Raw genomic sequence first — 26,370 nt, 5'->3', positions numbered from 1 at the left:
GACATCCGCTGATCGAAACTAAAGCATGTCTCCCGAAAGCGGGAACCGGTTTCGGAATAAAGACATGCGTAAAATCAAACCTAAAGCGCATGGAGCGAATCTGAAAGATCGCGACGCGCTTTAGGCCGGCCGGGGTGGTTCCCTGGCAGTGCCTACCTCCCGAAAAACTGCCTTCTTTACGGCCTGCGGTCAATTCCTATTTTAGCGCTGGTCTCTTTTTGAGACCACCGATCAGACCCGCCATTGGCATTTTCAAGGGATACCCGATGACCGAAACCCTTCTCGTAACCGGTGCTTCCGGCCATCTTGGCCGCGCCGTCATCAATCATCTGCTTGGCGAACGGGAAGTCGCGCCAGCCAATATCATCGCCACTACACGCAACCCGGAAAATCTCGCCGATCTGGCTGCGCGGGGCGTCGCTGTGAGAGCCGCCGACTTCGACGATAAGGCTTCGCTGGAAGCAGCGTTCACGGGCGCCGACCGGGTGCTTGTCATCTCGACCGGCGAGCTCGACCTGAAAAGCGACCGGCGCCTGAAGCAGCACCAGGCAGCGGTGGCCGCCGCCAAGGCGGCCAAGGTCTCGCACCTGCTCTATACCTCGATGCCCAATCCGGAGCCCGGCTCGCCGGTGCTGTTTGCCGGCGACCATTACGGCACCGAAGAGGCGATCAAGGCGAGCGGCATCCCCTACACCATCTTCCGCAACGGCTGGTACCAGGAGAACCTGTTCATGTCGCTGCCGCACGCCATTTCGTCGGGCAAGTGGTACAGCTCGGCCGCCGACGGGCGCATCGCTCACGGCGCGCGCGACGATATGGCGGCCGCCATCGCCGCCGGCCTCGCATCCGACTCCAAGGAAAGCCACATCTACACGCTGACCGGCCCGCAGGCCTATACCACGAATGAAATTGCGGCGCTGGTAAGCGAAGTGACCGGCAAGCCGCTGGAGGTCATCCAACTGCCGGACGAGGCGCTGACCGAAGGGGTGAAAGCGGCGGGCGTTCCCGAGGACTTCGCCCGCATCATCGTCTCCTTCGATGCCAACACCCGCGCCGGCCGCATAGGCGAGGTGACCGATGCGGTCGAGAAGCTCTCAGGCCGCAAGCCGCGGACGCTGAAGCAGTTCCTCGAAGCGAACAAGGCCGCATTGCTCGGCTGAAGTCTGGCGCGCCTGGGAGGTCGTCCCCCCGGCGCGCTTCACTTCGACTTCTTGGGCATCCGAGCCGGATCGGGCTTTCACCGGTCGCGACAAGCGCGCCTTTCCGAGATGCGATGTCCAGCCGCGGCAGGCATCGCCCAGCCTCAGATCGCGACCTGCGTGCCAATCTCCACCACCCGTCCGGTGGGAATCTGGAAATACTCGGTCGCGTCCGACGCGGTCTTCGCCAGGCCGATGAACAGCCGATCCTGCCAGATCGGCATGCCGGAATTGGGCGAGGCCTTAAGCGAGCGCCGCGACAGGAAGAACGACGTCGTCATGATGTCGAACTTCCAGCCCTGCTTGCGGCAGATGGCCAAGGCGCGCGGAATGTTCGGCTGCTCCATGTAGCCGAAGGTCAGCGTCACGCGCATGAAAAGCTCGTTGACCGTCTCCAGCTTGACGCGCTCGCTGTCGGGCACCACAGGCTGCGGCGCCGTCACCACCGACAGGATGACGTTCTTTTCGTGCAGCACCTTGTAGTGCTTGAGACTGTGCATCAGCGCCGTCGGCGCGCTCAGCGGATCGCTGGTCAGGAACACGGCGGTGCCCGAGACCAGCTGCGGCTTCTTCTTCAACAGGTTTCCCGCCAGGAAATCGAGCGGGATCTCGTTGCGCCGCGTCTTGTCGAAGAGGTAGCGACTGCCGCGCACCCAGGTCCACATGCCCAGGATGATGGCGAAGGCGACCGCGAGAGAGGCCCAGCCCCCCTCGAACACCTTGACGATGTTGGAGGCGAAGAAGCCTATGTCGATCAGGGCGAACACCGCCGTCAGGCCGATCGCCGGCCAGATATTCCACTTCCAGATGCGTGTCATGACGATGAACAGCAGCGTCGTCGTCACCAGCATGTTGCCTGTGACGGAAATGCCATAGGCCGAGGCGAGCCTGCTGGATTCGCCGAAGCCAACCACCAATAGCATCACCACCAGCGCCAGGAGCATGTTGACGCGCGGCATATAAACCTGGCCGGACTGCTTCTCCGACGTATGCAGGATTTCAAGCCGCGGCAGCATGTTGAGCTGCACCGCCTGCCTAGTCAGCGAATAGGCTCCGGAGATGACGGCCTGGCTGGCGATCACGGTCGCTGCGGTCGCAAGGACCACCATGGGGATGAGCGCCCAGCCCTCATTCATCTCGAAAAACGGGTGGCCGACCGTGCCCCCCTTGGCAAGCACATAGGCGCCCTGCCCGGCGTAGTTCAAAAGCAGGCAGGGAAACACGATTGCAAGCCAGGCCAGCACGATCGGCTTGCGGCCGAAATGGCCGAGGTCGGCATAGAGCGCCTCGGCGCCGGTGACGGCCAGGAAGACGGCGCCGACCGTGACGAAGGACACGTCGGGCGAATTGATGAAGAAGGCCACGATGTAGTGCGGGCTTATGGCCCACAGGATTTCCGGGTCCGAGATGATGTGCTTCAGCCCGGAAACGCCGATGGCAAGGAACCATATGGCGGTGACCGGCCCGAACACCAGGCCCACACCGCCCGTGCCGAAACGCTGCACCGCAAACACGGCTGCGAGAATGAGCAATGTCAGCGGCACCACATAGGGCTGGAAGGTGGGGGTGACGACGTTCATGCCCTCGACCGCCGACAGCACCGAGATGGCGGGCGTGATGACGGCATCGCCGAAGAACAGCGACGCGCCGACGATGCCGATGCCGAGCACGATCGCCGAGCGTGTCGGAAAAGTACCGCGCGCCAGCGCCATCAGCGACAGCACGCCGCCCTCGCCGCGGTTGTCGGCGCGCAGCACGAACATGATGTATTTCACCGTCACCGTGATGGTGAGCGACCAGATAATCAGCGACAGCACGCCGAGAATGTCGGCGCGGTTGGCCACGTCGCCGCCCGACGAGGCGTGCAGCGCCTCGCGGAAGGCGTAGATCGGGCTCGTGCCGATATCACCATAGACGACGCCAAGCGCCCCCAGCATCAGCACCTTGGCGCTGTGCTGTTCGATCTCTGGATGGCTCGATTGGTCGACGGGTTCTGCCTCAGCACCATTGGCAAGGGCCATGGACCACACTCCGATAAAACGCGCGGTGCTCTACGCTTGCTGCAGTGCAATATCAAGTGCCCTAGCGTGAGGGCTCCCATGCCGCCGACGCACGGCTTCACTGTGCACGGAGCGCGCCTGCATCGTCATCCGATAGAAACGGCCTCGTCAGATAGCGACCTGCGTGCCGATCTCGACCACGCGTCCGGTGGGAATCTGGAAATACTCTGTCGCATCCGCTGCCGTCCGCGCAAGGCCGATGAACAGCCGGTCCTGCCAGACCGGCATGCCGGAATTGGGTGAGGCCTTAAGCGAACGACGCGACAGGAAGAAGGACGTCGTCATGATGTCGAACTTCCAGCCCTGCTTGCGGCAGATGGCCAAGGCGCGTGGAATGTTGGGCTGCTCCATGTAGCCGAAGGTCAGCGTCACCCGCATGAACAGCTCGTTGACTGTCTCCAGCTTCACGCGCTCGCTGTCCGGCACGACCGGCTGCGGCGCCGTCACCACCGACAGGATGACGTTCTTTTCGTGCAGCACCTTGTAGTGCTTGAGGCTGTGCATCAGCGCCGTGGGGGCGCTCAGCGGATCGCTGGTCAGGAACACGGCGGTGCCCGAGACGAGCTGCGGCTTCTTCTTCAACAGGTTCGCCGCGAGGAAATCGAGCGGGATCTCGTTGCGGCGCGTCTTGTCGAAAAGGTAGCGGGTTCCGCGGATCCAGGTCCACATGATCAGGCCCATGAGGCAGGCGACGGTGATCGACACCCAGCCCCCTTCGACGATCTTGACAACGTTGGCCGAGAAGAAGCCGAGATCGATGACGCCGAACAGCAATGCCAGCGCCAGTGCGGCCGCAACCTGCCATTTCCAGAGCCAGCGCATGACGACGAACAAAAGGATCGTCGTCATCAGCATCTCGCCGGTCACCGAAATGCCATAGGCCGAGGCGAGCGCGCTCGAGCTGCCGAAACCGACGACCAGAAGCATGACGCCGAGCGCGACCAGGAGATTGACCCTCGGCATATAGATCTGGCCGCTCTGCATCTCGGAAGTATGCTGCACCTCGATACGGGGCAGAAGGTTGAGCTGCACGGCCTGCCTTGTCAGCGAGAAGGCGCCGGAAATGACGGCCTGGCTGGCGATGACGGTGGCCGCGGTCGCCAGACCCACCATCGGCATCAGCGCCCATTCGGGCAGCATCTGGAAGAACGGGTTGGTGGGCTTGCCGCCATGCGAGAGCACGAAGGCGCCCTGCCCGAAATAATTCAGGAGCAGGCAAGGGAAAACGATTGCGAACCAGGCCATCACGATCGGCTTGCGGCCGAAATGGCCGAGGTCGACATAGAGCGCCTCGGCGCCGGTGACGGCCAGGAACACGGCACCCACGGTGACGAAGGCGCCCGTCGGCGTGGTGGCGAGATAATAGATCGCGTAATATGGATTGATCGCCAGGAAGACGGACGGGTCGTCGACGATATGATAGACCCCAGCCGCTCCGATGGCCACGAACCATGTCGCCGTCACCGGTCCGAACACCGCCGCCACCTTGCCCGTGCCGAAGCGTTGCACGGCGAAAAGCACGGCCAGGATGACCAGCGTGATCGGGACCACATAGGCATCGAGCGCCGGGGTGACGACTTTCAGGCCCTCAACCGCCGAAAGCACCGAGATCGCCGGCGTGATGATCGAATCGCCGAAGAACAATGCCGCGCCGCAAAGGCCGATAACCAGGATGAAACGCGAGCCCGGGGGGTAGGCGCTGCGCGCCAGCGACATCAGCGACAGCGTGCCGCCTTCGCCCTTGTTGTCGGCCCTGAGCACGAAGGCGACATATTTGATCGTGACGATGATGGTGAGCGCCCAGACGATCAGCGACAGCACGCCGAGCACGTCATGGCGGGCGACCGAGCTTGACGAGGCATGCAGCGCCTCGCGGAAGGCGTAGATCGGGCTCGTGCCGATATCGCCGTAGACGACGCCCAGCGCGCCAAGCATGAGAACCTTGGTGCTGTGCTGCCGCTCGGTTTCGGCATGGCCCGAGCGTTCGAGGGATTCCGTCTCGCTGGCGTTGGCTAGCACCATGAACCCCATTTCATCAGATTCGCCACGCTTCGAGGTCGCCGCAACGCGCGGGACGCACCGAAACTGCCGGAGTTACGCAAGGCGCCCTACCATCCGCAGGCCTTCAAGAACCGCCCGACAGTGCCGGCCATGCCATACTCCAGCGCATCCGCTGTCAACCCATGTCCGATCGATACTTCGGCTAATGCCGGAATGCGTTTGGCCAGCGGCGGCAGGTTCTTCACGGTCAGATCGTGGCCGGCATTGACACCGAGCCCGGCCGCGAACGCCGCATCAGCGGTTTTTCCCAACCTTTCCAGTTCTTTCGCCGCCTTTGCGGAATCAGAATGGTAACCTCCATATGGCCCGGTATAGAGCTCGATGCGGTCGGCGCCGGTGTCGCGAGCCGCACTGACCGCGTCCGGATCCGCGTCGGAAAACAAAGACACGCGAAACCCGCCCTTCTTCAACCGCTTGACGATCGGAGTGAGGAACGCCGCCTGGGCGACGAAGTTCCAGCCATGGTCAGAAGTCGCCTGCGCAGGGTCGTCCGGCACCAGCGTCACTTGCTCGGGCTGGTTCTTTTCGACAAGCGCCAGGAAATCCTCGGTCGGATAGCCCTCGATGTTGAACTCCGCGCCCGGAAACTCATCATCGATCAGCGCCCTGATCTCCGGCAGGTCGGAATGCCTGGTGTGCCGCTCGTCAGGGCGCGGATGGACCGTCAGCCCGTGCGCGCCGGCGGCAAGCGCTATGCGGCCAAGTCCGGTCACGCTCGGCCATGGCAGGTCGCGACGGTTGCGCAGCATGGCGACGGCGTTGAGATTGACCGAAAGCTTGGCGGGCATGAGCTGGGGTCCAGTGGATCGGCGCGCATCTATAGCGCCTTTGACGGGAACAGATAGAGGGTTTCGCGTGTTCCAGGGGATAGATGGAGGCTAAGATAAGGATTTGCCAGTGAATTTCCTCGAAGCCGTGCCGGCGATCCGCCGCATCGAGACCAATCGCGATGCGCTTTTCGCCATCGACGTCGTCGGCGATGTCTCGCCGGCCGACGCGGAAAACCTGTTCGGCCTGCTGGAGGCCGCCTACGCGCTGCATCCCAGGATCGACGTGCTGGTCAGGTTGACCGACGAGGAAAGCGTCGACTGGGCCAATATCAAGCAAGACACGCTCAAGCAGGGCGTGGCCGACGCGATGCAACATGTCGTGCGCTGCGCGGCCATCGGCGAGCCGAGCTGGGCCCCCCTCGTCGCCGGCCTTTTCCCCAAGACGCTGCCTTTCGAATTCAGGAGCTTTGGCGTCGACGATGAGGAAGCCGCCTGGCAATGGCTTGGCGCAAGACCAACGGACTAGGGTTGTTGAGATTCAGGTCAGGCCGAGCCGGAGTCGAAGACGGGCGCGAAGCGACCAAACTGGATGGTTTCCGGGAACCGGCCTACGCCGGCCGGAGCCTTCATAGAGCGGAGACGCTTATGAGAGCTTCGGCCGGCGAAGGCCGGAGCGGAGCGTACTTGACGTATGTGAGCACCGGAAGCGCAGGAAACCGCCATTTGCAGGCCGGCCTCACCTGAATCCCAACAACCCTAGCGCACGACCGTCAGCCGCTCGGCGGCGCGGGTGATGGCGGTGTAGAGCCAGCGCTGCCTGGTTTCCTTGAACGCCCAGCTCTCGTCGAACAGCACCACGTCGTTCCACTGCGAGCCCTGCGCCTTGTGCACGGTCAGCGCATAGCCGTAATCGAAATCGTCGAAGCGCTTCTTCTGCTGCCAGGGGATTTCGGCATCCGGATCCTCGAATGCCGCCTTGAGCAGCTTGATCTTGGCGACGCCGCGGTCGGGGTCGTCCTCTTCCGGCGAGACCAAAAGGTTGATGCCGGGCTTCACCGTCTCGCGCGACGAGGTCATCACCTTCCACAGCGAACCGTTGAGCAGCCCCTTGGCCGGGTCGTTGCGCAGGCAGACCAGCTTGTCGCCGGCTTGCGGGAAGTCGGCGTTGAACCCCTTCAGCTCGCGCAGCCTTTGATTGTAGCGCCGGCGCGTGCGGTTGGTGCCGACCAGCACCTGATCGGCCTTGAGAACCAGCTCCTGGTTGACTGCTTCCCTGCCGATCACCTGCGCCGTGCCGTAGTCGCCATGCATGAATTCGCGGCCCTCGCGCACGTCGAGCGCCAGCCGGATGATCGGATTGTCGCGCGCCTGGCGATGGATCTCGGTCAACAGAACGTCCGGCTCATGCTCGGTGAAGAAGCCGCCGCCCGAGATCGGCGGCAGCTGCGCCGGGTCGCCGAGCACCAGGATCGGCGTGCCGAAACTCTGCAGGTCGCGACCGAGTTGCTCGTCGACCATCGAGCATTCGTCGATGACGACAAGCTTGGCGCGCGAAATCGGGCTTTGCCGGTTGAGCGAGAAGGTCGGCGACATCGAGGTCTTGCCGGTCACCTCGTCCTCGACCGATTCCTCGCCTTTCGGCCTGTAGATCAACGAATGGATGGTGCGGGCGTTGGTCGCCCCCTTCGAGCGCAGCACCTGCGCCGCCTTGCCGGTGAAGGCGGCGAACTGCACCTGGCCGTCGACATGCTCGGCGAAATAGCGCGCCAGCGTCGTCTTGCCGGTGCCGGCATAGCCGAACAGCCGAAAGACCTGCGGCCGGCCCTCCTTGAGCCAGCGCCCGACCGCTTTCAAAGCCTCATCCTGCTGGGGAGAAAATTCCATCAGTGCGACAGACCGGATTCGCAGGCGAAAGACAAGATTGGCCGCTGTATCGACCGTTGTCGGCTGCGGGCGCAAACGCCTCCGACAACTCAGGCTATCAGTCGCAAACCGGAACGTAAAGAGAACAAAGACGATCTATCGGCCTGCGCCCGGATCATTCTCCAGCAGGATAGGCTTGCCATGCGGCGTGGCACGCGCGGCGCGTTCCCAGGCGGCGGCGAGTTCATCGACCTGGCCCTTGCCGGCGACCCCTTTTCGCGACAACAGCTTCTCCAGCGCCGCCAGCCAATGCTTGTAGTAATCGTGCCCGTCGCTTGCCGCGCCCGGCTGCTTCACCTCGGCCGAAAGCGCCTCCGCCCATTCGCTCCACGAGAACAGGCCCTTGTCGTGCAGCGCAACCGTCAGGGCGAAAGCTTCCGCCTGCCACGGCTCGGCAAAGACCGGCTCGTCGAAACCGGCCGGCAACGCACCTTCATGCCGGCTCAAGATAGCTCTCCCAGGCGTCGATCGAGACGCTGAGCGTCGGATCGGCGCCTTCGCCCCAGATTTCGGCCCCGTCGAACACCACGGTGTAGACCCATTGCGGGTTCTCGCCCTTGCCGTGCGCATTGCTGTCGGGGAAGACGAAGCTGTCGCGCACCGCCTCAATCCTGCCGTTCTTGCCGCGCGCATAACGCGGCAGGCGCGTATGGCCGGTCGGGTTGAAATTCTTTGTGCGCACCCGGTCGCCCGCTCGGAAACGCGCCGGGGTAGCGACCGGCCGGTTGCAAGGCCCGCCCTTGGCGAGCACCGCCGGCACATCCGCCGCCTTCAGCACTCTTTTCGGCACCGTGGCCGCATCCACGGCCTTGCCGGCGGCAAGGTCGCGCTCGGTGACGAAGCCGTGGCGTTTCAGGAGCGTTTCCAGCGCCTTGATCCAGATCTGGTAGTAGCTCGATGAGTAATAGTCGGCGGGATGCAGCGATTCCCGCGCATGCCGGCTTTCGTCGATATTCCAGGCGCCCATGCCGCCGGCGGTGAGCGTCACGCCCAGCGCCCGCCGCTCCCACGCCGCGTGGAAATAGGGCTCGTCCTTCTCGGGCGCGACCGGCCCGAAACCCATTTGACCGCCGAGATCCTGCGGTCCGTTCATGCCGGTTCCCCTTCCGGCTCTTTGGCAAGCGCGGTGCCGATCATCGCATCGCGGCTGACCAGTCCGGCGAGCTGCTCTTCGCTCCAGCCCTCGGTCCCCTTGGGACGCATCGGCACCACCAGGTAGCGAAGCTCTGCCGTCGAATCCCAGACGTGGATTTTCTTGTCCGCCGGCAGTATCAGTCCGAACTCCTCCAGCACGCCGCGCGGATCGATGACCGCCCGCGAGCGGTAAGGCGGCGCCTTGTACCAGACCGGCGGCAGGCCGAGCACCGGCCACGGATAGCAGGAGCAGAGCGTGCAAACGACGAGGTTGTGCGTCTCCTCGGTGTTGAACACGGCCTGCATGTGCTCGCCCTGCCGGCCGGTGTAGCCCAGCGACGCGATCGCCGCGGTCGCGTCGCGCTTGAGCCATTCGGCATAGTCAGGATCGTTCCAGGCCTTCGCCACCACCCGCGCGCCGTTGCGCGGGCCGATCTTCGTCTCATAGGTGTCGACGATGACGTCGATGGCCGCAGGGTCGATCAAGCCCTTTTGGGTCAGGATCGTCTCCAGCGCGCGCACGCGCGCCGCGAAGGGATCGAGCTCGTTGTCGTGGTCATGATCGTGGGACATGGTCACAGACTAGGATCGGCTGCGGCTGGCCGCAAGCGCCACGGCTTGGGCCAGTCGGAGCGATCTACTCGGCTGCCGTCTTCTGCGGCTCGGGTTCGCCGTCGAACAGCGAGGCTTGCTCGCCGCTTTCCACCACATGCAGCGCCGGCCGGCTCTTCTTCGACGAGAAGCTGAGCAGCCAGCCCGAGAAATTCTCGAAATAGACGTAGATCACCGGCGTGACGAACAGCGTCAGCGCCTGCGAGGCGAGCAGGCCGCCGACCACGGCAACGCCGAGCGGCTGGCGCAATTCGGCGCTGGCGCCGGTGCCGAGCGCTATCGGGAACGTGCCCATCAACGCCGCAAGCGTCGTCATCATGATCGGCCGGAAGCGCATCAGGCAGGCTTTGTGGATGGAGTCCCTCGCCGACATGCCCTGCCGCCTGAGCTCCAGCGCGACGTCGACCATCATGATGCCGTTCTTCTTGACGATACCGATCAGCATCAGAATGCCGATCACCGCGATCACCGACAGATCCATGCCGGCGAAGCGCAGCGCCACCACGGCGCCCAGCACCGCCGACGGCAGGCCGGTGAGGATGGTGAGCGGGTGGATGAAGCTCTCATAGAGCATGCCAAGCACGATATAGATCGTCAGGATCGCGCCGCCGATCAGCAGCCCCTGATTGGCCAGCGAATCCTGGAAGGTCTTGGCCGTGCCGGCAAAGCTCGTCGAGATCTCCTTCGGCATGCCGATCTGTTCTTTGAGCTGGTCGATGCGGGTCACCGTGTCGCCGAGCGATACGCCTTGCGGCAGGTTGTAGGAGATCGTCACCGCCGGAAGCTGACCGAGCTGATTGATCGTCAGCGCGCCGGCCGTGCGGTCGACATGGGCGAAGGCGCCGAGAGGCACCAGGCTGCCGCTCGCCGTCCGCATCTGGATGGCGAGCATCCGCTCGGGCGACCATTCGATCTTGGGATCAAGCTCGGTGATGACCTCATAGCTGTCGGCCGAACCGAAGATCGTCGAAACCTGGTCGGTGCCGAAGCCGCCATAGAGGGCGGAACGCAGCGTTTCGGTGTCGATGCCGAGTTGGGCGGCCTTGTCGCGGTCGATTACCAGCGAGGCCTGCAATGCGTTGTTCTGCAGGTCGCTGGTGACGTCGATGAATTTCGTATGGTCCGCGGCCATCGCATCGTTCAGCTTCTGCGCCCATATGTCGGTCTGGCCGGTGTCCAGGCCCTGCACCACGAGCTGATAGGCGCTGGCCGACGACCGCGAGCCGAGCCGCAGGTTCTGCACGGGCTGCATATAGGTCTCGATGCCCGCCACGCCGGCCAGCTGGCGTCTGAGATCCGAAAGCACCTTCTCGATATTGGGTCGCTGATCCTTGCCCTTGAGCTGGACGAAGAGCTGGCCCTGGTTGAGCGCGTTGTTGCCGCTGCCCGCCGACCAGGCCACATGGTCGACATAGGGTGACTTCGAAAACACGCTGGCCACCTGCCCTTGCAGCTTCGCCATGGCGTCGAACGAGATGTCCTGGCGCGCAAGTGTGGACACCGAGATCTGGCTGATATCCTCCTGCGGAAAGAAGCCTTTAGGCGAAACCTGGATCAGCCACACCGACGCTGCGGCGGTTGCGACGAAGACGAGGAACACCAGGAAAGTGTTTCGCAGGCAGAAGCCCAGGATCCGGTCATAGCCGCGCGTGATGAGGTCCGGCTTATGACCGGGGGCGTGCTTTTCGCGATCGGCCTTGGTCACCGACAACAGGCGCGAGCAGAGCATCGGCGTCAGCGTTAGCGACACGAACATCGAGGCCAGGATGGCGACGGTCACCACGACGGCGAATTCGTTGAAGATGCGGCCGATGACGCCGCCCATCAGAAGCACGGGAATGAACACCGCCACAAGCGAGATCGAGATCGAGATGATGGTGAAGCCGATTTCGCGCGCTCCCTTCAACGAAGCATCGAAGGCGGACAGCCCGTCCTCTTCCATATGGCGGAAGATGTTTTCCAGCATGACGATGGCGTCGTCGACGACAAGACCGACAGCCAAAGTCAATCCCATCAGCGAGATATTGTCGATCGAGAAGCCGAACAGGAACATCGCGCCAAGCGTGGCGATCAGCGAGATCGGCACCGCCACCGCCGGGATAATCGTCGCCGTCACCCGGCGCAGGAATACGAAGATCACCAGCACCACAAGCGCGATGGTCAAGAGCAGCGTGAACTGGACGTCGTCGACGGCCTGGCGGATCGATGTCGAGCGGTCATTGAGCAGCTTGATCTGGGCGGCGCCCGGCATCTGGTCCTGGAAGGACGGCAGCATCGCCTTTACCTTGTCGACGACGTCGACGGTGTTGGCGTCGGGCTGGCGCTGCACGGCCATGATGATCGCGCGCGTGCCGTCATACCAGCTCGCCGTCGTCGTGGTCTGCACGGAATCGACGACGCGCGTCACGTCGCCCAGCCGCACCGGGCGGCCGTTCTTGGTGGCGATGATGAGGTTGGAGAAGCCTGCGGCGTCGGTAAGCTGCGTGTTGGCGGTAATCGTCAGCTGCTGCTTGTTGTTCTGCAGCACGCCGAGCGGAGTGTTGCTGTTGGCCGAGGTGATGGCGGCCTGCAGCTGATCGATCGAGATACCGCGCGCGGCCAGCGCGGTCGGATCGATCTGGATGCGCACGGCGTATTTCTGCTGGCCGAAGATCGAGACCTGGGCCACGCCGTCGATGGTCGACAGCGACGGTGACATGACGTTTTCCGCGAAGGCGTCGAGGTCGGTCAGCGGGACCGTGTCGCTGACCAGCGACATCAGGAGGATCGGCGCGTCGGCCGGATTGACCTTGCGATAGCTTGGCGGCGAGGTCATTTCCGGCGGCAGCGATCTTTGCGTTCGCGCGATCGCTGCCTGGACATCCGCGGCCGCGGCATCGATGTCGCGGTTGAGCACGAACTGGATGGCGATCGAGGTCTGGCCAAGCGAATTGGTGGTCGAGATCGAATCGATGCCGGCGATCGTCGCGAATTGCTTGATCAGCGGCGTCGCCACCGATGTCGCCATCGTCTCCGGCGACGCGCCGGGCAGGCTGGCCGAAACGTTGACCACCGGAAATTCGGCGCTGGGCAGCGCCGCCACCGGCAGGAACTTGTAGGCAAAAATACCGCCCAGAATGAGGGCGAACGACATCAGAAGGGTGGCGACAGGCTTGCGGATGCAGAATTCGGAGATCATTGGCTCGCCCCGCCGGCCTTGTCGGCCTCCGCCACCTTGGGCGATGCCTGTTCACCGGATCCCGCGGCGGCTTTGCCTTCATGCACCGCCGCGCCGTTTTTCAACCGTGTCTGGCCTTCGACGACGACCTTCTCGCCGCTCTTGAGCCCGTCGCTGATGGCGCTGTTTTGGCCTTCCGTCAGCGCCACCTGCACCGGCCGCATCTCGACGGTGCTGTCCGGCTTGACGACATAGACGAACGGCCCCTTCTGGCTGGGCTGCACCGCGACCGTCGGAACGGAGGTCATCTGCGGCATCATGCCGGCCTCGAGCACGACGTTCACATACTGCCCAGGCCACAGCGAAAGATCCGGATTCGGTATGCTCGCCCGCGTGGCGATGGTGCCGGAGGCCGTATCGACGCTGGAATCGACGAAATCGAGTGTGCCCTTGCCGATCGGCGTGGGATCGCCGGTCTTGGTCAGCGTCACGTCGCCTTGCTGTGGATCGGCGAGCGCCTTGTGCAACAGGGCAAGGTTGCTCTCGGGCAGCGTGAAGTTCACCTGCAGCGGATCCATCTGCGTGATGGTGACCAGCGGCGTCGAGCTGCTCGAGTTGCCGTTGCTGGTAGTGACGAGATCGCCGACCGACACATTGATGGCGCCAAGCCGGCCCGAGATCGGCGCGGTAATTGTTGCATAGCTCAATTGCACCGTGTCGGCATCGATGGTCGCCTTGTCGGCATCGATCGTGGCGGCCGCGGCCTTCTGCGCCGCCAGCGCCTGATCGTAGGTCTGCTGCGTGCCGGCCTGCTTGGCTACGAGGTCCTTGGCGCGCTGCAGATCGGCCTGGGCGCTTACCAGCATCGCCTGGTCCTTGGCGAGCTGCGCCTGATCCTTGGCGAGCTGCGCCTTCAGCGCGCGGTCATCGAGCGAAATGAGCAGATCGCCGGCCTTGACCATCTGCCCGTCCTTGACCGCGATCGACACGATCTGGCTGGAGACACGGGCATTGATATTGACCACCTCCGGTGACGAGACGAAGCCGATGGCATAGCGGCGGATCGGAAAATCGGCTGTCGTGGCGGTGGCGGAGACGATCGAGGCCGAACGCGGACCGCCGCCTTTCGCATTGTCGCTTTTCGCATTGTCCGGGGCACCGGCCGCTTTATCGCCGCTCGCCGTCTTGTCCGTGGCGGCCGCGCTTTCCTGCTTGCCCGAAATCAGCTGCTGGACCTTGGCCGACGTCGTGGGCGAAAGATAGAGCCCGGCGCCCGCCAGACAGGCGACCGCAACAACTGCAAAGGCGATTTTTCCGCGCATCGACAAATAAGCCTTCTACCCGACACGCCGATCCCGGTGGTCCATTCTAGCTCGCTTCACGACCTCGTGCCGCGATTTTCGTGGAGTAGATAGGACAAGGCTTTGGCCGAAAAGGGCCAAAACGGGGCATTACGAAGATTTAATGTGCACTGCACAATGGCTAGGCAGCCGGCAAACGAACCCAACGAACGCCTCTGCGACCAGTCCGAAAACTGTCAGATGTGTTGAGATTCAGGTCAGGCCGAATCGAAAACGATGGTTTTCGAGAACCGGAGCGGAGCGTACTTTTCGTACGTGAGCACCTGAGGCGCAGAAAGCCAGCGTTTGCAGGCCGGCCTCACCTGAATATCGGCACATCTAACGGAGCATCGGCCACAGCGTCGCCGCCAAGAGCACGCCCATGGCGATGTTGAACCATTTCAGCCGCACCGGATCCGACAGGAAGCCGCGCAGCGCCGTGCCGAAGCCGGCCCATACCGAAACGCTGGGCAGGTTGACGATGGTGAAGGCGATCGAGATGAGCGCCACCGAGACGAACGGGTGATCGGCATTGGTGTAGACGGCCATCGCGGTGATCGCCATCACCCATGCCTTGGGATTGACCCACTGGAATGCGGCGGCGTCGATGAAGCGCATCGGCCGTCCCTGCGCCCCCTTTCCGTCGCTTATCGAGCGCGACATGGCGATCTTCCAGGCGAGGTAGAGCAGGTAGGCGGCGCCGGCGATCTTCAGCGCCGTATGCAGCGCCGGCACCGCGGTCAACACCGCGCCGAGCCCGAAGCCGACGGCCAGCAGCAGGACCAGAAAGCCGATGCTGATGCCCAGCATATGCGGAACCGTCCTGGCGATGCCGAAATTGACGCCGGAAGCGAGCAGCATGAGGTTGTTCGGCCCCGGCGTGATCGAAGTCACGAAGGCATAGACCAACAGGGCAAGGAATGTGTCGAGCGACATGTTATCCTTCCAGATATGTCAGCCTTACTGTCCTTTTAGCAAATGCGCAAAAGCCAGAAGCGGGCAACCGCCGGGCCAAAGTTTTGAAACAGGACGGTCGCCCTGTTCACATTCCCTGCGGGCCGCGGTTCATCGCGGCGACGCCGGTGCGGCAGATCTCGACCAGGCCGAGCGGCTTCATGATGGCGATGAACTGGTCGAGCTTGGACCCCTTGCCGGTGATCTCGAAGATGAAATGCTCGGTGTTGGCGTCGATGACCGAGGCGCGGAAAGCATCCGCGAGCCTCAGCGCCTCGACCCGGGCGTCGCCGGTGCCGGCGACCTTGACCAGCGCCAGCTCCCGCTCCAGCGGCCGCTCCTGCCCAAGCTCATGCGAGCGCACGGTCAGGTCAACCACCCGGTGCACCGGCACGATGCGCTCGAGCTGGTGCTTGATCTGCTCCATCACATGCGGCGTGCCGCGCGTCACGATGGTGATGCGCGACAGATGTTTCTCATGCTCGGTCTCGGAAACGGTAAGGCTTTCGATGTTGTAGCCACGGCCTGAGAACAGGCCGATGACGCGGGCAAGCACGCCCGGCTCGTTGTCGACCAGCACTGAAAGCGTGTGCGTTTCCGGCTTTTCGGTTTCCTTGGCGATAAAATAGGCGGAGCCGGTCGGTTGAAGGTGCTGTGCGTTCATGACGTGAATCTCGATTTCAAACTTTTGAGCTAATTCTCTGTTTGCGCACGGCTTTCTCGCGACAGCCCCGCCTTGATGGCTGCCTACACCAGTTCCCTGCCCTTGGCGTCGATGGCGTTGGCCACCGCCTCGTCGGTCGCTTCGTCGGGCAGAAGCATCTCGTTGTGCGCCTTGCCCGACGGGATCATCGGGAAGCAGTTGGCCAAGGTCGCCACGCGGCAGTCGAACAGCACCGGCTTCTTGACCGAGATCATCTCCTTGATCGCGTCGTCGAGCTCGTCCGGCTTGTCGCAGCGTATGCCGTGGCCGCCATAGGCTTCCGCCAGCTTGACGAAATCCGGCATCGCCTCGGTGTAGGAATGCGACAGCCGGTTGCCGTGCAGCAGCTGCTGCCATTGGCGCACCATGCCCATATACTGGTTGTTGAGGATGAAGATCTTGATCGGCGCTTCATACTGCACAGCCGAGCTCATCTCCTGCATGGTCATCTGCACCGAGGCGTCGCCGGCAATGTCGATGACCAGCGCGTCGGGATGCGCGATCTGCACGCCGAGCGCGGCCGGCAGGCCATAGCCCATCGTGCCGAGGCCGCCCGACGTCATCCAGCGGTTCGGCTTGTCGAAATGATAGTGCTGCGCCGCCCACATCTGGTGCTGGCCGACCTCGGTGGTGATGTAGGTGTCCTTATCCTTGGTCAGTTCGTAGAGCCGCTGGATCGCGTATTGCGGCATGATGACGTCGTTGTTCATCTTGTAGGCGAGCGAATCCCGCGCCCGCCATTTCGCGATCTGCTCCCACCAGGGATAGAGCGCCTTCTTGTCGACCTTGGCGGTCGCCCGCCACAGCCGCACCATATCTTCGAGCACCCGGCCGACATCGCCGATGATCGGCACCTCTGTGTGAACGTTTTTGTTGATCGACGACGGGTCGATATCGATGTGGATTTTCTTCGATCCCGGCGAGAATGCGTTGAGCCGGCCGGTGATGCGATCGTCGAAGCGCGCGCCGATGCAGACCATCACGTCGCAGTCATGCATGGCCATGTTGGCTTCGTAGGTACCGTGCATGCCGAGCATCCCGACCCAGTTCTTGCCGGAGGCCGGATAGGCGCCGAGGCCCATCAGCGTCGAGGTGATCGGAAAACCGGTGAGATCGACCAGCTCGCGCAGCAGATGGCTGGCTTCCGGACCGGAATTGATGACGCCGCCGCCCGAATAGATGATCGGCCTCTTCGCGCCGGCCATCAGCTCGACCGCGGCCTTCACCTTTTCCAGGTCACCCTGGACCTTCGGCTGGTAGCTGGTGCGCGGCGCCGTCTGCGGCGGCACGTAGATGCCCTTGGCGAACTGCACGTCCTTCGGAATATCGACCACGACCGGGCCGGGTCGGCCGGTCGTCGCGACATGGAACGCCTCATGGATGGTGGCGGCGAGCTCGTTGACGTCCTTCACCAGCCAGTTGTGCTTGGTGCAGGGTCGCGTGATGCCAACCGTGTCGCATTCCTGGAAGGCGTCGGAGCCGATCAGCGAGGTCGGCACCTGGCCGGTGAGGCAGACCAGTGGGATCGAATCCATCAGCGCGTCCTGCAGCGGCGTCACCGCATTGGTGGCCCCGGGACCGGACGTCACCAAAAGCACGCCGGCCTTGCCGGTCGAGCGCGCATAGCCTTCGGCCGCGTGGCCGGCGCCCTGCTCGTGCCGCACCAGAATGTGCTCGACCTCGTCCTGCTGGAAAATCTCGTCGTAGATCGGAAGCACGGCGCCGCCCGGATAGCCGAACACATGCTTGACGCCGTTGTCCTTCAGCGCCTGCACCACCATTTCAGCGCCCGTCATTTCGCGCCGCTCGTTCTGTCCGTTGCTCATCGGTCTGGTCCCGTAATGTTCGCCGCCTGGCGATTTGCTGGTCGTTTAGTCGTGTTCAAGGCAATAAAAAAGGCCCCCGAGGGAGCCTGTGTGATGCGCATGGGAGGTTTTCGCCCGGCGGTTACACCGCCTTGCCCACGCGCCAGCCTACGAGAATGAGTGCCGTTTTCATGGGCGCGGACAATAAGGGCCAAAACGCGGGCTCGTCAATGGGGTCCAGCGCGAATTCACTCGCCTGTGAGAGACGGCGCCTGCGCGCAACCACCCCACAGCTACCATAGTACAGTTGAGCGTCGCTCTCCGACGCACCACTATACGCTGGCAAAAGACGTGCGAGGAGGACGCATGGCTGGCGAGCACATATGCGAGATCGAACAGGTCCTGTCCGGCGTGCGATCGTCTCGCGACGATGTCATAGTTCAATCCTGGCTGCGCTGCATCGATACCCATCGACTCGACCCGGCACGGCCGATCGAAGCCCATATCGTCCTAACAGATTGATTTCATTGCAATCGCTCATGAGCATCGCGGTTGGCAGGCTGCTTACTGCTCATGCCGGACTCTAGCAAAGTGGAGGAGAACAAATGCTCGAGAGAACACCCACCACCAAGGCGCAGGCGTTGCTCGACAAGTTCGGCAAGGCGCTGGAAGCCGGCGACATCGACAGCGCCGTCAACTGCTTCCAGGCCGATTGCTACTGGCGCGATCTCGTCACCTTCACCTGGAACCTGAAGACGATGGAGGGCCAGGACCAGATCCGCGGCATGCTGCAGGCGACGCTGGCCAGCACCAAGCCCTCCGGCTGGGCGGTGGCCAAGGGCGAGGAAGCGAGCGAGGACGGCGGGGTCACCACCGCCTGGATCACCTTTGAGACGAGTGTGGCGCGCGGCTTTGGCCTCGTGCGGTTCAAGGGCGACCTGATCTGGACCCTGCTCACCACCATGGCGGAGCTGAAAGGCCATGAGGAGAAAGCAGGCTTCACCCGCCCGCTCGGCGCCAAGCATGGCCACGGCAAGGGCCGCAAGACGTGGCGTGAGGAGCGCGACGACGAGATCGCCGAGCTCGGCCACACCAAGCAACCCTATGTGGTGATCATCGGCGGCGGCCAGGGCGGTATCGCGCTCGGCGCCCGGCTGAAACAGCTCGGCGTGCCCACCATCATCGTCGAGAAGAACGAGCGTCCGGGCGACTCCTGGCGCAAGCGCTACAAGTCGCTCTGCCTGCACGACCCGGTCTGGTACGATCACCTGCCCTATATCGACTTCCCGAAGAACTGGCCGGTCTTCGCGCCCAAGGACAAGATCGGCGACTGGCTGGAAATGTACACCAAGGTAATGGAGCTGAACTATTGGAGCTCCACATCAGCGAAATCCGCCAAATACGACGAGAAGGCCAAGGAATGGACCGTCGTCGTCGAGCGCGACGGCAAGCAGATCGTGCTCAAGCCGAAGCAACTGGTGCTGGCGACCGGCATGTCGGGCAAGGCGAACTGGCCGAAATACAAAGGCCAGGACATCTTCAAGGGCGAGCAACAGCACTCCTCGACCCATCCCGGACCGGACAAATACCGCGGCAAGAAGGTGGTGGTCATCGGCTCCAACAACTCGGCCCACGATATCTGCGCGGCGCTGTGGGAAGGCGGCGCCGACGTGACCATGGTGCAGCGCTCGTCGACCCACATCGTCAAGTCGGACACGCTGATGGATATCGGGCTTGGCGCGCTCTACTCCGAGCAGGCGGTGGAGAACGGCATGACGACGGGCAAGGCCGACATGATCTTCGCTTCATTGCCCTACCGCATCCTGCATGAGTTCCAGATCCCGCTTTACCGGCAGATGAGGGAGCGCGACGCGAAATTCTACGGCGACCTGGAAAGGGCCGGCTTCATGCTCGACTGGGGCGACGACGGCTCGGGCCTGTTCATGAAATATCTGCGCCGCGGCTCCGGCTACTATATCGATGTCGGCGCCTGCGACCTCGTCATCGACGGCTCGATCAAACTGAAGAGCGGACCGGGCGCCGCTGTGCAGGAACTCACCGAAACCGGTGTCAAGTTCGTCGACGGCACCGAATTGCCGGCTGACTTGGTGATCTATGCCACCGGGTACGGCTCTATGAACGGCTGGGCCGCCGACCTCATCTCGCAAGAGGTGGCGGACAAGGTCGGCAAGGTCTGGGGCCTCGGCTCCGCCACCACCAAGGATCCGGGTCCCTGGGAAGGCGAGCAGCGCAACATGTGGAAGCCGACGCAGCAGGAAGCGCTCTGGTTCCACGGCGGCAACCTGCACCAGTCGCGCCACTATTCGCAATATCTGTCGCTGCAGCTGAAGGCGCGCCAAGTTGGCCTGCCGACGCCTGTCTACGGGCTGCAGGAGGTGTACCACAAGAGCTGACGCACGGCGCTCTCGCGGATGGCAGAAGCCCAACGGGCCGGGCTTCTGCCATCTATGCCGCCTTCTCAGCCGCGAACTTCTTCACCACTCGCTCGAGCAACGGCACGTAGTCGCGAAAGGCCCGCGTCTTCATGCCGGCGATTTTGCCGCCTTCGTCCCAGATGCGCACGCGCACCGCTTCGTCGTGGAAGGGATTGCTGCGGAACTCAGCCACCTCCTTCGCGCTCATCGGCCCGCCCTGCAGCGACAGCGTATGCACCGAGGCCGGCGACAGTTTGCTGAAATAGGTCGGATCGGTGGCGCAGAGATAGCGCTTGGCCGAGACATGCAGCCTGACGCATTCGACGATGACCGGCGGGAAGAAGGGCGCCAGCACCTCACCGCCCGCCTCGTCATGGTGCTTGTCCTCGACGTCGTCGGGCGAATAGGTGCCGAACTCGCTGGTGTAGTGGCCGATGTCGTGCAGCAGCGCCGCCGCCACAAGCTCCTGCGGCGCGCCGTCCTGCTCGGCCAGCCACGCGCCCTGCAGCATATGCTCCGACATGGTGACCGGCTCGCCGAGGTAGGATTCGGCGCCGCGGCGCTCGAAAATATCGGCGATGAATTCGACGATGTTGCCTGCGTTCAATTCGTTGGGCTTCATTCCGCCGCCTCCTTGAAACCATGCTCGATCGCCGCAAGCGTCGACAGCAGGCCGTCCTTGTCGGCGTAGCAGCCCTGCAGCCAGCGCTTACCGCTGCCGGAAAACGCCTTGCGCGCATGCATGACGCGGGTGTTGTCGACGATGAAGGATTGCCCCGGCTCGAGCTTGAACGTCACCTCGAAAGCCGGATCCTCGATCAGCTCGGCAAACCGGCGGTAGGCCGCATAGTATTTGTCCATCGCGGCGAAGGGCACGTCGACCGCCGGCGCCAGCGAGCGGTTGTTGAAGCGGATGCAGATGAGCTCCCCATCGGGCCCGAGCTCGATCATCGGCCGCTTGGACTGCAGCCGCACGCCCGACGAGCCGGCATATTCGAAGCGCGCCGGATAGGAAGAGAGCAGCCGGAAGTCGTCCGGGTTCTCCACCTGAAGCGCCGCCGCCACCGCGAACCCATCGACGACGCTGGATTCGCCGCCTTCCACCGTGTTCTCGATGCAGGCGAGGATCTGCAGCGTCGGCACTGGATCGCGATAGGGATTGTCGGTATGCGCCTGCAGCCCGAGATTGGTGTAGGCGAGATTGTTTGGATTGACCTCGGCCCGCACCTCGAACCAGCGCCCGTAATTGGTTTCCCTGATGTAGCCGAACAGGTCCGCCACCTTGCACAGCGCGCCGGATTCGGCAGGCAGGCCATCCATCACGGCAAAGCCGAAGCTGCGGACCGCGGCCAGCCAGCGCCGCAGCACATCGCTGTCGCGGCTGGCCTCCGCATAGGTCGCGCGCGGCACGGAATCCTGCATCGTGGCTTTCGTCCAGCGCTCTATGTCGCCTCCCGTCCAGCCGGGTTCGCGCGCCTGCTGGCGATCATAGGCATGAGCGCGGAGCCAGCTTGAGGGAAAGCTGACGGCCTTGCCTTCAGGAGCGAATGTGACCTCCAGCACTCCGCCGTTGATCGTAGCCGCGCCGATCCGCGTCTCGGCCGGAATGTCGAGGATGGTGATCAGCCGCTGTCCGTTGCCGGCGCTGCGCGTCTTGTCGTCCAGCGCATTGTCGCGCAGCCATATGGCATGGAAGCGACTCACCCTTCCGTCTTTCCAGCCAAGCTCGATCACTCGCCCGTCGTCGCTCAGCCTTGCCGTCGTCAGCATATCCCGGAAGCTCCCATTCTCTATCATTACCGCGAGCATGGATTGCATGGTGGCTTCACCAGAGGCATAATTCAAATTATCGTTTTACGGGTATTGGCGCTAAATTTCTGATGGCTGGAAGAGCTCTCGATACGATGCCTCCGCTCGACTGGCTGCGCAGTTTCGAGGCGGCCGCCCGCCTGTCGAACTTCACTGCCGCGGCCGCCGAGCTCGGACTCACGCAAGCCGCCGTCAGCCAGCACATCCGTTTTCTGGAGGAGCGGCTCAAGACGCGATTGTTCGCGCGTCTGGCGCGCGGCGTGGCTCTGTCGCCGGAAGGTGCGGCCTATCTCCCGCACATCCAGTCGGCATTCGCGACCATCGGCAACAGCACGAACGAGCTGTTCGAGCCGCGTGCCGTGCAGATCGTCAGCATCCGCGTCCCCATCTCTTTCGCGATGCTGGTGCTGGTCCCGGCTCTTCCGGACCTGGCAAAGGTGCTGCCGCAGATCCGGCTCGATCTGGTGACCATCCATCGGCCGACCGACTACGACCAGCCGGGCTCGGCGCTCGACATACGTTTCGGCAACGGATCCTTTCCCGGGCGCGAGGCCGACCGGCTGACCGTCGAGCGGCTTGTCCCGGTCGCGGCTCCGCCGCTCGCCCAAGGTGGCGAGTGGACGTCGTTGCCGCTTCTCCTGGTGGCGGGCGCGCGCGAGATGTGGGCGGAATGGTTCGCAGCCGCGGGAGTTGCCGGCCATCCCCGGCGCTCGCACCGCTTCGACAGTTTCGTCGCCGCTATGGAAGCCGCGAAGGTCGGCGCCGGGGCGCTGCTCGGCTCGCGGCCGCTGATCGACGCGGCCCTCAAGGACAAGGTTCTCGTCAGGCTTTCGGATTTCGAGCTTTCGAGCCCGTCTGGCCATTTCCTGACGAGACCCTCATCGTCGCGACTCTCCGGCGCCGAGCAGGATTTCCGCCGTTGGCTTCTGTCGCATGTGGCCGGAAGTTGAGGATAGCGCGTCGGCCGCTGCCCCGATCCGTTTCCAGTAGATGAGGGTGCCGGTGAGCCCGCCGTGTGGCTTAAGCGCGAAATCGGGGATCTCACCGGCCAATGTGAAACCAAGTTTCTCATAAAGCCCGGCCGCGCCCTCTTCGCTGGCGGTGTCCAGCACCAGCAGCGTACGGCCCTTGTCGACGGCCAGTTTCTCCGCCGCCCGCATCAGGGCGGTCGCGATGCCTTTGCCGCGATGGTTCCGGCCGGTCATCAGCTTGGCGATCTCGGCGCGGTGCGGTTGGTTGGGCGGGAAGTCGAGCAACAACGTGACGGTGCCGGCAAGCACCTCGCCCTGCCATGCGCCCAGCACCGCCCTTTCGCCGCGCGCCGCCGCGGCAAGCGACTTGCGCCAGAATTCCCGCGCGGCCTCCGCCGACAATGGATGCATGAAGCTCACCGATCCGCCGGCGGCGACCGTCTCGATCAACAGATCGGTGAGCATAGCGATGGTCGCCGCATCGTCGCTCAGCGCCCGGATTTCAAGGGAGTTCATGCTGGTGCTCTCCAGGTGATGATATGTCGTTGGCGAGGTCATTCGAAATGGCTGATGCGTTTGCGTCGTCGCGCCCGCCTGATTTCGGCGATACGGTCGGCGTCGTCCTCGCCGAGATGGCGGCCACGCTCCAGGATCTCGAGCGTATATTCCTCGTAGGTCAGACCGAGCCGTTCGGCTCTCTCCAGCCGCATCAGCATGACGGCGTGGCTTGGCGCCTTCCAAGCCTTGTCGTGGGCGGCGCGCCAGGCGAGGAAAATGTAGGCATCGCCCTTGCCCCAGGGCGGGCCGTCATAGTCGTCGAGCGGCGGCCCGCCGTTGTGCGAGCGTTTTGGCCGGCGAGACATCGGAGTCAGTCCCTGACCAGCGCCACGAGATACTCCGCCGCATCCGGTCCGGGAGCATGAAAGACGCAATCCGAGGGCGCGCCCAGCGCCAGGCAGTCGCCAGGCTCGAGCCGGTGCACCACATCGCCCTCGGTGAAATCCAGCCTTCCGTCGATCAGCCATATCTGCTGTTTGATGAAGGCGTAGGACGCCGCCGGCAGAATGACCTTGGCACCTGCCGGAAGGCTGACCCTGACCAGTTCCAGCGGCATCTGCGATGCCGGCGATAGATGCCGCCTGATGTACCCGGTTGCCGGATCCTGCCAGATCGGCTGCTCGTCCCGGCGCGAAATACCGCCGCCTTGCATCTCGGCCCGCGCGATCAGCGTCGACAGCGTCATGCCGAAGGCCGCCGCGATGCGCACCAGAAGCGCTGCGGTCGGACTGGTCGTACCGCGTTCGATGGCGCTCAGCATCGCCTTCGAAACGTCCGAGCGCTCTGCCAATTCGGCAAGCGACCAGCCCCTCAGCGTTCTTTCGGAGCGTATCCGCCTGCCGATCGTGGCGGTAATGCTATTCGATATATCATCCATCCGTCCAATATATCGGATTTTCTCAGCCTGGAAAGAGGCCAGTCGATCGAATTGTCACGGCGGGCTTAACGCTGCCTACACCATCCGACCTCACCTGACTTTAACCCCGATTGGGTAGGGTCGGGGCTTCAGGGGAATGGGATCAGGTCAGCCATGTTTGTCGAACGCGAAGCCTCCGTTGGCGAACCGACTTCGCAGGAGCGCCGCAACATCCAGCAGAACGACAAGCGGATTCTGGGCAATGTCGTGCAATGCGACGGCGCGCGCGCCACCATCAGTGCCCATGCCGAAGATACCGAAGGCGCGATCAGCGGCCTTTGGACGGTCGGTAAGATGATTTCCATCAATCTCGGTTCGACACGAACGGTCGGCCTTGTCTATGCCATCGGTAAATCGGATCGCGCCTGGAACCACGAAGGGCAGAATCCGATCGAAGTCAGCGTCGAACTGGTCGGCGAGGTTCGCGACGGCGTCGAGCCCGGCGCCAAGCCGGTGTTCGACCGTGGTATCACCACCTACCCGCATATCGGCGCCATTGCTCACCGCATCCGAACCCGCGACCTGCAGGCGGTCTACGATCTGGCCGGGCGCCATTCGGTGACCATCGGTACCCTGTCGCAGGATGAATCGATCGATGCCAATATTGCCATCGACGACACGCTGGCGCGTCATTTCGCCATCGTCGGCACCACCGGTGTCGGCAAGTCGACAGCTGTCTCGCTGCTGTTGCGCAAGACGATCGAGGCGCGTCCCGATCTGCGCGTGCTCATCCTCGACCCGCATAACGAGTTCGCCGCCTCGCTGCCGGAATATTGCGTGAAGGTCGATTCCAAGACGCTCGACCTGCCGTTCTGGATGTTCAGGCTGGAGGAGTTCGCCGAAGTGCTGTTTCGCGGCCGCGAGACGGTGCCCGAGGAAGTGGATGTCCTGCGCGACCTAATCCCCGCCGCCAAGAACCTTTATCGCAACCCGAATTCCGGCACCTATGTCAGGCGCGGCAGCGACGCGCTGACGGCGGACACGCCGGTGCCCTACCGTGTCGCTGATCTCATCAAGCAGATCGACGAGCGCATGGGCATGCTCGAAAGCAAGAACGACCGCCCGACCTTGAAGTCGCTGAAAACGCGCATCGAATCGGCGGCAGCCGATCCGCGCTACCGCTTCATGTTCAATTCGCGGCTGATCGAGGACACCATCCACGAAACGATCGGCAACATTTTCCGCGTCCCCAACCATGGACGCCCGGTCACCTGCTTCGAGATGGCGGGCATGCCTTCGGAAGTCGTCAATTCGGTCTGCTCGGTGCTGGCACGCCTGGCCTTCGACCTGGCGCTGTGGAGCGAGGGCCGGCTGAAGCTGCTGCTGCTTTGCGAGGAAGCCCATCGCTACATGCCGGCCGATCCGCGTCTCGGCTTCGCGCCGACAAGGCACGCGCTGTCGCGCATCGCCAAGGAAGGCCGCAAATATGGCTGCTATCTCGGCGTCGTCACCCAGCGCCCGGGCGAGCTCGATCCGACCATCCTGTCGCAATGCTCGACCTTCTTCGCCATGCGGCTTGCCAACGAGCAGGATCAGGCCATCATCCGCTCGGCAATCGCCGATTCCTCGGCCTCGACCCTGGCGTTCCTCTCCTCGATGGGGCAGCGCGAAGCCATCGCTTTCGGCGAAGGCGTGGCGACCACCATGCGGCTGAAGTTCGAGAAGCTGCCGCAGGAGTTCATCCCGGGCACCGCTAAGGGCGAGAAGGTCGAGTCTTCCGTGGATGGCAACGACGTCGATCTCGCCATGATCGTCGAGCGGCTGCGCAACGTGCCGAAGCCGCAGCAGGCCATGGCCTTCGCTGAGGCTGTGGATTCCTCCCGCCAGGCCGGCGACCCGGACTACAAGAAGCCGGCCACCGCCGCGCGCGTGCAGCCGGACGACGACTTCGACACGCGCTACGGCCTGAAGCCCTCGACCTTCGGCATGCGCCAGCTCAACGATTGAACGACCAACTTCGCAA

22 protein-coding genes are annotated in these 26,370 nt (G+C 63.5%); 5 read left to right on the top strand and 17 right to left on the bottom strand.

The window, feature by feature from the left end; genetic code table 11:
- Window positions 1-266 precede the first annotated feature (266 nt).
- A complete protein-coding gene (locus CK219_RS00240) occupies window positions 267-1,160 on the top strand; it encodes an SDR family oxidoreductase (protein WP_095764799.1) in 894 nt (297 codons plus the stop codon).
- 143 nt (window positions 1,161-1,303) lie between these two features.
- Here the strand turns inward: CK219_RS00240 and CK219_RS00235 are convergent, their stop codons facing one another.
- The 3 genes from CK219_RS00235 to CK219_RS00225 all read right to left on the bottom strand — a co-directional run bounded on the left by CK219_RS00235 (window position 1,304) and on the right by CK219_RS00225 (window position 6,108).
- Window positions 1,304-3,220, bottom strand: coding sequence for a potassium transporter Kup (locus tag CK219_RS00235; RefSeq protein ID WP_095764798.1), 1,917 nt, complete (start codon window positions 3,218-3,220; stop codon window positions 1,304-1,306).
- 147 nt (window positions 3,221-3,367) lie between these two features.
- Window positions 3,368-5,281 carry a potassium transporter Kup gene (locus CK219_RS00230; RefSeq protein WP_095765532.1) on the bottom strand — a complete coding sequence of 638 codons (1,914 nt, stop codon included), beginning with the start codon at window positions 5,279-5,281 and terminating at the stop codon, window positions 3,368-3,370.
- An 86-nt stretch (window positions 5,282-5,367) separates the two neighbouring features.
- Complete coding sequence (locus CK219_RS00225; RefSeq protein ID WP_095764797.1) at window positions 5,368-6,108, bottom strand: pyridoxine 5'-phosphate synthase; 741 nt, start codon at window positions 6,106-6,108, stop codon at window positions 5,368-5,370.
- Window positions 6,109-6,217: 109 nt separating this feature from the next.
- Between CK219_RS00225 and CK219_RS00220 the strand changes: the two genes are divergently transcribed.
- A complete protein-coding gene (locus CK219_RS00220; RefSeq protein WP_095764796.1) occupies window positions 6,218-6,616 on the top strand; it encodes an STAS/SEC14 domain-containing protein in 399 nt (132 codons plus the stop codon).
- 230 nt (window positions 6,617-6,846) lie between these two features.
- Here CK219_RS00220 and CK219_RS00215 read toward each other — a convergent pair whose 3' ends face one another.
- The 9 genes from CK219_RS00215 to CK219_RS00175 form a co-directional block, all read right to left on the bottom strand.
- Window positions 6,847-7,974 carry an ATP-dependent RecD-like DNA helicase gene (locus CK219_RS00215; RefSeq protein ID WP_095764795.1) on the bottom strand — a complete coding sequence of 376 codons (1,128 nt, stop codon included), beginning with the start codon at window positions 7,972-7,974 and terminating at the stop codon, window positions 6,847-6,849.
- Between the two features lie 135 nt (window positions 7,975-8,109).
- Window positions 8,110-8,460 carry a nitrile hydratase accessory protein gene (locus CK219_RS00210; RefSeq protein ID WP_095764794.1) on the bottom strand — a complete coding sequence of 117 codons (351 nt, stop codon included), beginning with the start codon at window positions 8,458-8,460 and terminating at the stop codon, window positions 8,110-8,112.
- Window positions 8,447-9,106, bottom strand: a complete 660-nt coding sequence (gene nthB, locus CK219_RS00205) for a nitrile hydratase subunit beta (protein ID WP_095764793.1) — start codon at window positions 9,104-9,106, stop codon at window positions 8,447-8,449. The genes CK219_RS00210 and nthB overlap by 14 nt, the downstream gene beginning before the upstream one ends.
- The gene (nthA, locus tag CK219_RS00200) at window positions 9,103-9,720 is read right to left on the bottom strand and encodes a nitrile hydratase subunit alpha (protein ID WP_095764792.1); all 618 of its coding nucleotides are present in this window, start codon (window positions 9,718-9,720) and stop codon (window positions 9,103-9,105) included. The genes nthB and nthA overlap by 4 nt, the downstream gene beginning before the upstream one ends.
- A 64-nt stretch (window positions 9,721-9,784) precedes the next feature.
- Window positions 9,785-12,937, bottom strand: a complete 3,153-nt coding sequence (locus CK219_RS00195) for an efflux RND transporter permease subunit (protein ID WP_095764791.1) — start codon at window positions 12,935-12,937, stop codon at window positions 9,785-9,787.
- Window positions 12,934-14,238 carry an efflux RND transporter periplasmic adaptor subunit gene (locus CK219_RS00190; RefSeq protein ID WP_095764790.1) on the bottom strand — a complete coding sequence of 435 codons (1,305 nt, stop codon included), beginning with the start codon at window positions 14,236-14,238 and terminating at the stop codon, window positions 12,934-12,936. The genes CK219_RS00195 and CK219_RS00190 overlap by 4 nt, the downstream gene beginning before the upstream one ends.
- Before the next feature lie 357 nt (window positions 14,239-14,595).
- The gene (locus CK219_RS00185; protein ID WP_095764789.1) at window positions 14,596-15,192 is read right to left on the bottom strand and encodes a LysE family translocator; all 597 of its coding nucleotides are present in this window, start codon (window positions 15,190-15,192) and stop codon (window positions 14,596-14,598) included.
- A 106-nt stretch (window positions 15,193-15,298) separates the two neighbouring features.
- The gene (gene ilvN, locus CK219_RS00180) at window positions 15,299-15,874 is read right to left on the bottom strand and encodes an acetolactate synthase small subunit (protein WP_027169049.1); all 576 of its coding nucleotides are present in this window, start codon (window positions 15,872-15,874) and stop codon (window positions 15,299-15,301) included.
- An 83-nt stretch (window positions 15,875-15,957) separates the two neighbouring features.
- Window positions 15,958-17,739, bottom strand: coding sequence for an acetolactate synthase 3 large subunit (locus tag CK219_RS00175; RefSeq protein WP_095764788.1), 1,782 nt, complete (start codon window positions 17,737-17,739; stop codon window positions 15,958-15,960).
- Window positions 17,740-18,323: 584 nt separating this feature from the next.
- On the opposite strand from CK219_RS00175, the gene CK219_RS00170 reads away from it, so the two are divergent.
- Window positions 18,324-20,132, top strand: a complete 1,809-nt coding sequence (locus CK219_RS00170) for an NAD(P)/FAD-dependent oxidoreductase (RefSeq protein ID WP_095764787.1) — start codon at window positions 18,324-18,326, stop codon at window positions 20,130-20,132.
- Window positions 20,133-20,184: 52 nt separating this feature from the next.
- Here the strand turns inward: CK219_RS00170 and CK219_RS00165 are convergent, their stop codons facing one another.
- Together CK219_RS00165 and CK219_RS00160 are read right to left on the bottom strand one after the other, a co-directional pair.
- On the bottom strand, window positions 20,185-20,775 hold the full coding sequence (locus CK219_RS00165) for an HD domain-containing protein (protein WP_095764786.1): 591 nt from the start codon (window positions 20,773-20,775) through the stop codon (window positions 20,185-20,187).
- Window positions 20,772-21,971, bottom strand: a complete 1,200-nt coding sequence (locus CK219_RS00160) for a gamma-butyrobetaine dioxygenase (RefSeq protein WP_245340355.1) — start codon at window positions 21,969-21,971, stop codon at window positions 20,772-20,774. The genes CK219_RS00165 and CK219_RS00160 overlap by 4 nt, the downstream gene beginning before the upstream one ends.
- Before the next feature lie 62 nt (window positions 21,972-22,033).
- Between CK219_RS00160 and CK219_RS00155 the strand changes: the two genes are divergently transcribed.
- Window positions 22,034-22,912, top strand: a complete 879-nt coding sequence (locus CK219_RS00155; protein WP_176476892.1) for a LysR family transcriptional regulator — start codon at window positions 22,034-22,036, stop codon at window positions 22,910-22,912.
- On the opposite strand, the gene CK219_RS00150 is transcribed toward CK219_RS00155, so the two are convergent.
- Genes CK219_RS00150 through CK219_RS00140 form a run of 3 tightly spaced genes read right to left on the bottom strand, consistent with a single transcriptional unit; the run spans window position 22,841 to window position 24,368 of the window.
- A complete protein-coding gene (locus CK219_RS00150) occupies window positions 22,841-23,449 on the bottom strand; it encodes a GNAT family N-acetyltransferase (protein ID WP_095765531.1) in 609 nt (202 codons plus the stop codon). The two genes, CK219_RS00155 and CK219_RS00150, sit on opposite strands and share 72 nt — an antisense overlap.
- A gap of 38 nt (window positions 23,450-23,487) precedes the next feature.
- A complete protein-coding gene (locus CK219_RS00145) occupies window positions 23,488-23,796 on the bottom strand; it encodes a hypothetical protein (protein ID WP_095764783.1) in 309 nt (102 codons plus the stop codon).
- A 5-nt stretch (window positions 23,797-23,801) separates the two neighbouring features.
- Entirely contained in the window at window positions 23,802-24,368 is a 567-nt protein-coding gene (locus CK219_RS00140; protein WP_095764782.1) for an XRE family transcriptional regulator, read from the bottom strand.
- Window positions 24,369-24,521: 153 nt separating this feature from the next.
- Here CK219_RS00140 and CK219_RS00135 point away from each other — a divergent pair, with 153 nt between their 5' ends.
- The gene (locus tag CK219_RS00135; protein WP_095764781.1) at window positions 24,522-26,354 is read left to right on the top strand and encodes an ATP-binding protein; all 1,833 of its coding nucleotides are present in this window, start codon (window positions 24,522-24,524) and stop codon (window positions 26,352-26,354) included.
- Window positions 26,355-26,370 lie beyond the last annotated feature (16 nt).

It is taken from the genome of Mesorhizobium sp. WSM4313, assembly GCF_002294725.1.
In the GTDB taxonomy this organism is placed as follows: Bacteria; Pseudomonadota; Alphaproteobacteria; order Rhizobiales; family Rhizobiaceae; genus Mesorhizobium.
The sequence above is the reverse complement of the archived record's forward strand: the minus strand, read 5'-3'. Positions and strand labels throughout refer to the sequence as shown.

Excerpts from the sequence above, each read along its gene's own strand:
- CK219_RS00240 (WP_095764799.1), top strand. The coding sequence starts at position 267 with ATGACCGAAACCCTTCTCGTAACCGGTGCTTCCGGCCATCTTGGCCGC.
- CK219_RS00235 (WP_095764798.1), bottom strand. The coding sequence starts at position 3,220 with ATGGCCCTTGCCAATGGTGCTGAGGCAGAACCCGTCGACCAATCGAGC.
- CK219_RS00230 (WP_095765532.1), bottom strand. The coding sequence starts at position 5,281 with ATGGTGCTAGCCAACGCCAGCGAGACGGAATCCCTCGAACGCTCGGGC.
- CK219_RS00225 (WP_095764797.1), bottom strand. The coding sequence starts at position 6,108 with ATGCCCGCCAAGCTTTCGGTCAATCTCAACGCCGTCGCCATGCTGCGC.
- CK219_RS00215 (WP_095764795.1), bottom strand. The coding sequence starts at position 7,974 with ATGGAATTTTCTCCCCAGCAGGATGAGGCTTTGAAAGCGGTCGGGCGC.
- nthB (WP_095764793.1), bottom strand. The coding sequence starts at position 9,106 with ATGAACGGACCGCAGGATCTCGGCGGTCAAATGGGTTTCGGGCCGGTC.
- nthA (WP_095764792.1), bottom strand. The coding sequence starts at position 9,720 with ATGTCCCACGATCATGACCACGACAACGAGCTCGATCCCTTCGCGGCG.
- CK219_RS00195 (WP_095764791.1), bottom strand. The coding sequence starts at position 12,937 with ATGATCTCCGAATTCTGCATCCGCAAGCCTGTCGCCACCCTTCTGATG.
- CK219_RS00190 (WP_095764790.1), bottom strand. The coding sequence starts at position 14,238 with ATGCGCGGAAAAATCGCCTTTGCAGTTGTTGCGGTCGCCTGTCTGGCG.
- CK219_RS00185 (WP_095764789.1), bottom strand. The coding sequence starts at position 15,192 with ATGTCGCTCGACACATTCCTTGCCCTGTTGGTCTATGCCTTCGTGACT.
- ilvN (WP_027169049.1), bottom strand. The coding sequence starts at position 15,874 with ATGAACGCACAGCACCTTCAACCGACCGGCTCCGCCTATTTTATCGCC.
- CK219_RS00175 (WP_095764788.1), bottom strand. The coding sequence starts at position 17,739 with ATGAGCAACGGACAGAACGAGCGGCGCGAAATGACGGGCGCTGAAATG.
- CK219_RS00170 (WP_095764787.1), top strand. The coding sequence starts at position 18,324 with ATGCTCGAGAGAACACCCACCACCAAGGCGCAGGCGTTGCTCGACAAG.
- CK219_RS00165 (WP_095764786.1), bottom strand. The coding sequence starts at position 20,775 with ATGAAGCCCAACGAATTGAACGCAGGCAACATCGTCGAATTCATCGCC.
- CK219_RS00160 (WP_245340355.1), bottom strand. The coding sequence starts at position 21,971 with ATGCAATCCATGCTCGCGGTAATGATAGAGAATGGGAGCTTCCGGGAT.
- CK219_RS00155 (WP_176476892.1), top strand. The coding sequence starts at position 22,034 with ATGGCTGGAAGAGCTCTCGATACGATGCCTCCGCTCGACTGGCTGCGC.
- CK219_RS00150 (WP_095765531.1), bottom strand. The coding sequence starts at position 23,449 with ATGAACTCCCTTGAAATCCGGGCGCTGAGCGACGATGCGGCGACCATC.
- CK219_RS00145 (WP_095764783.1), bottom strand. The coding sequence starts at position 23,796 with ATGTCTCGCCGGCCAAAACGCTCGCACAACGGCGGGCCGCCGCTCGAC.
- CK219_RS00140 (WP_095764782.1), bottom strand. The coding sequence starts at position 24,368 with ATGGATGATATATCGAATAGCATTACCGCCACGATCGGCAGGCGGATA.
- CK219_RS00135 (WP_095764781.1), top strand. The coding sequence starts at position 24,522 with ATGTTTGTCGAACGCGAAGCCTCCGTTGGCGAACCGACTTCGCAGGAG.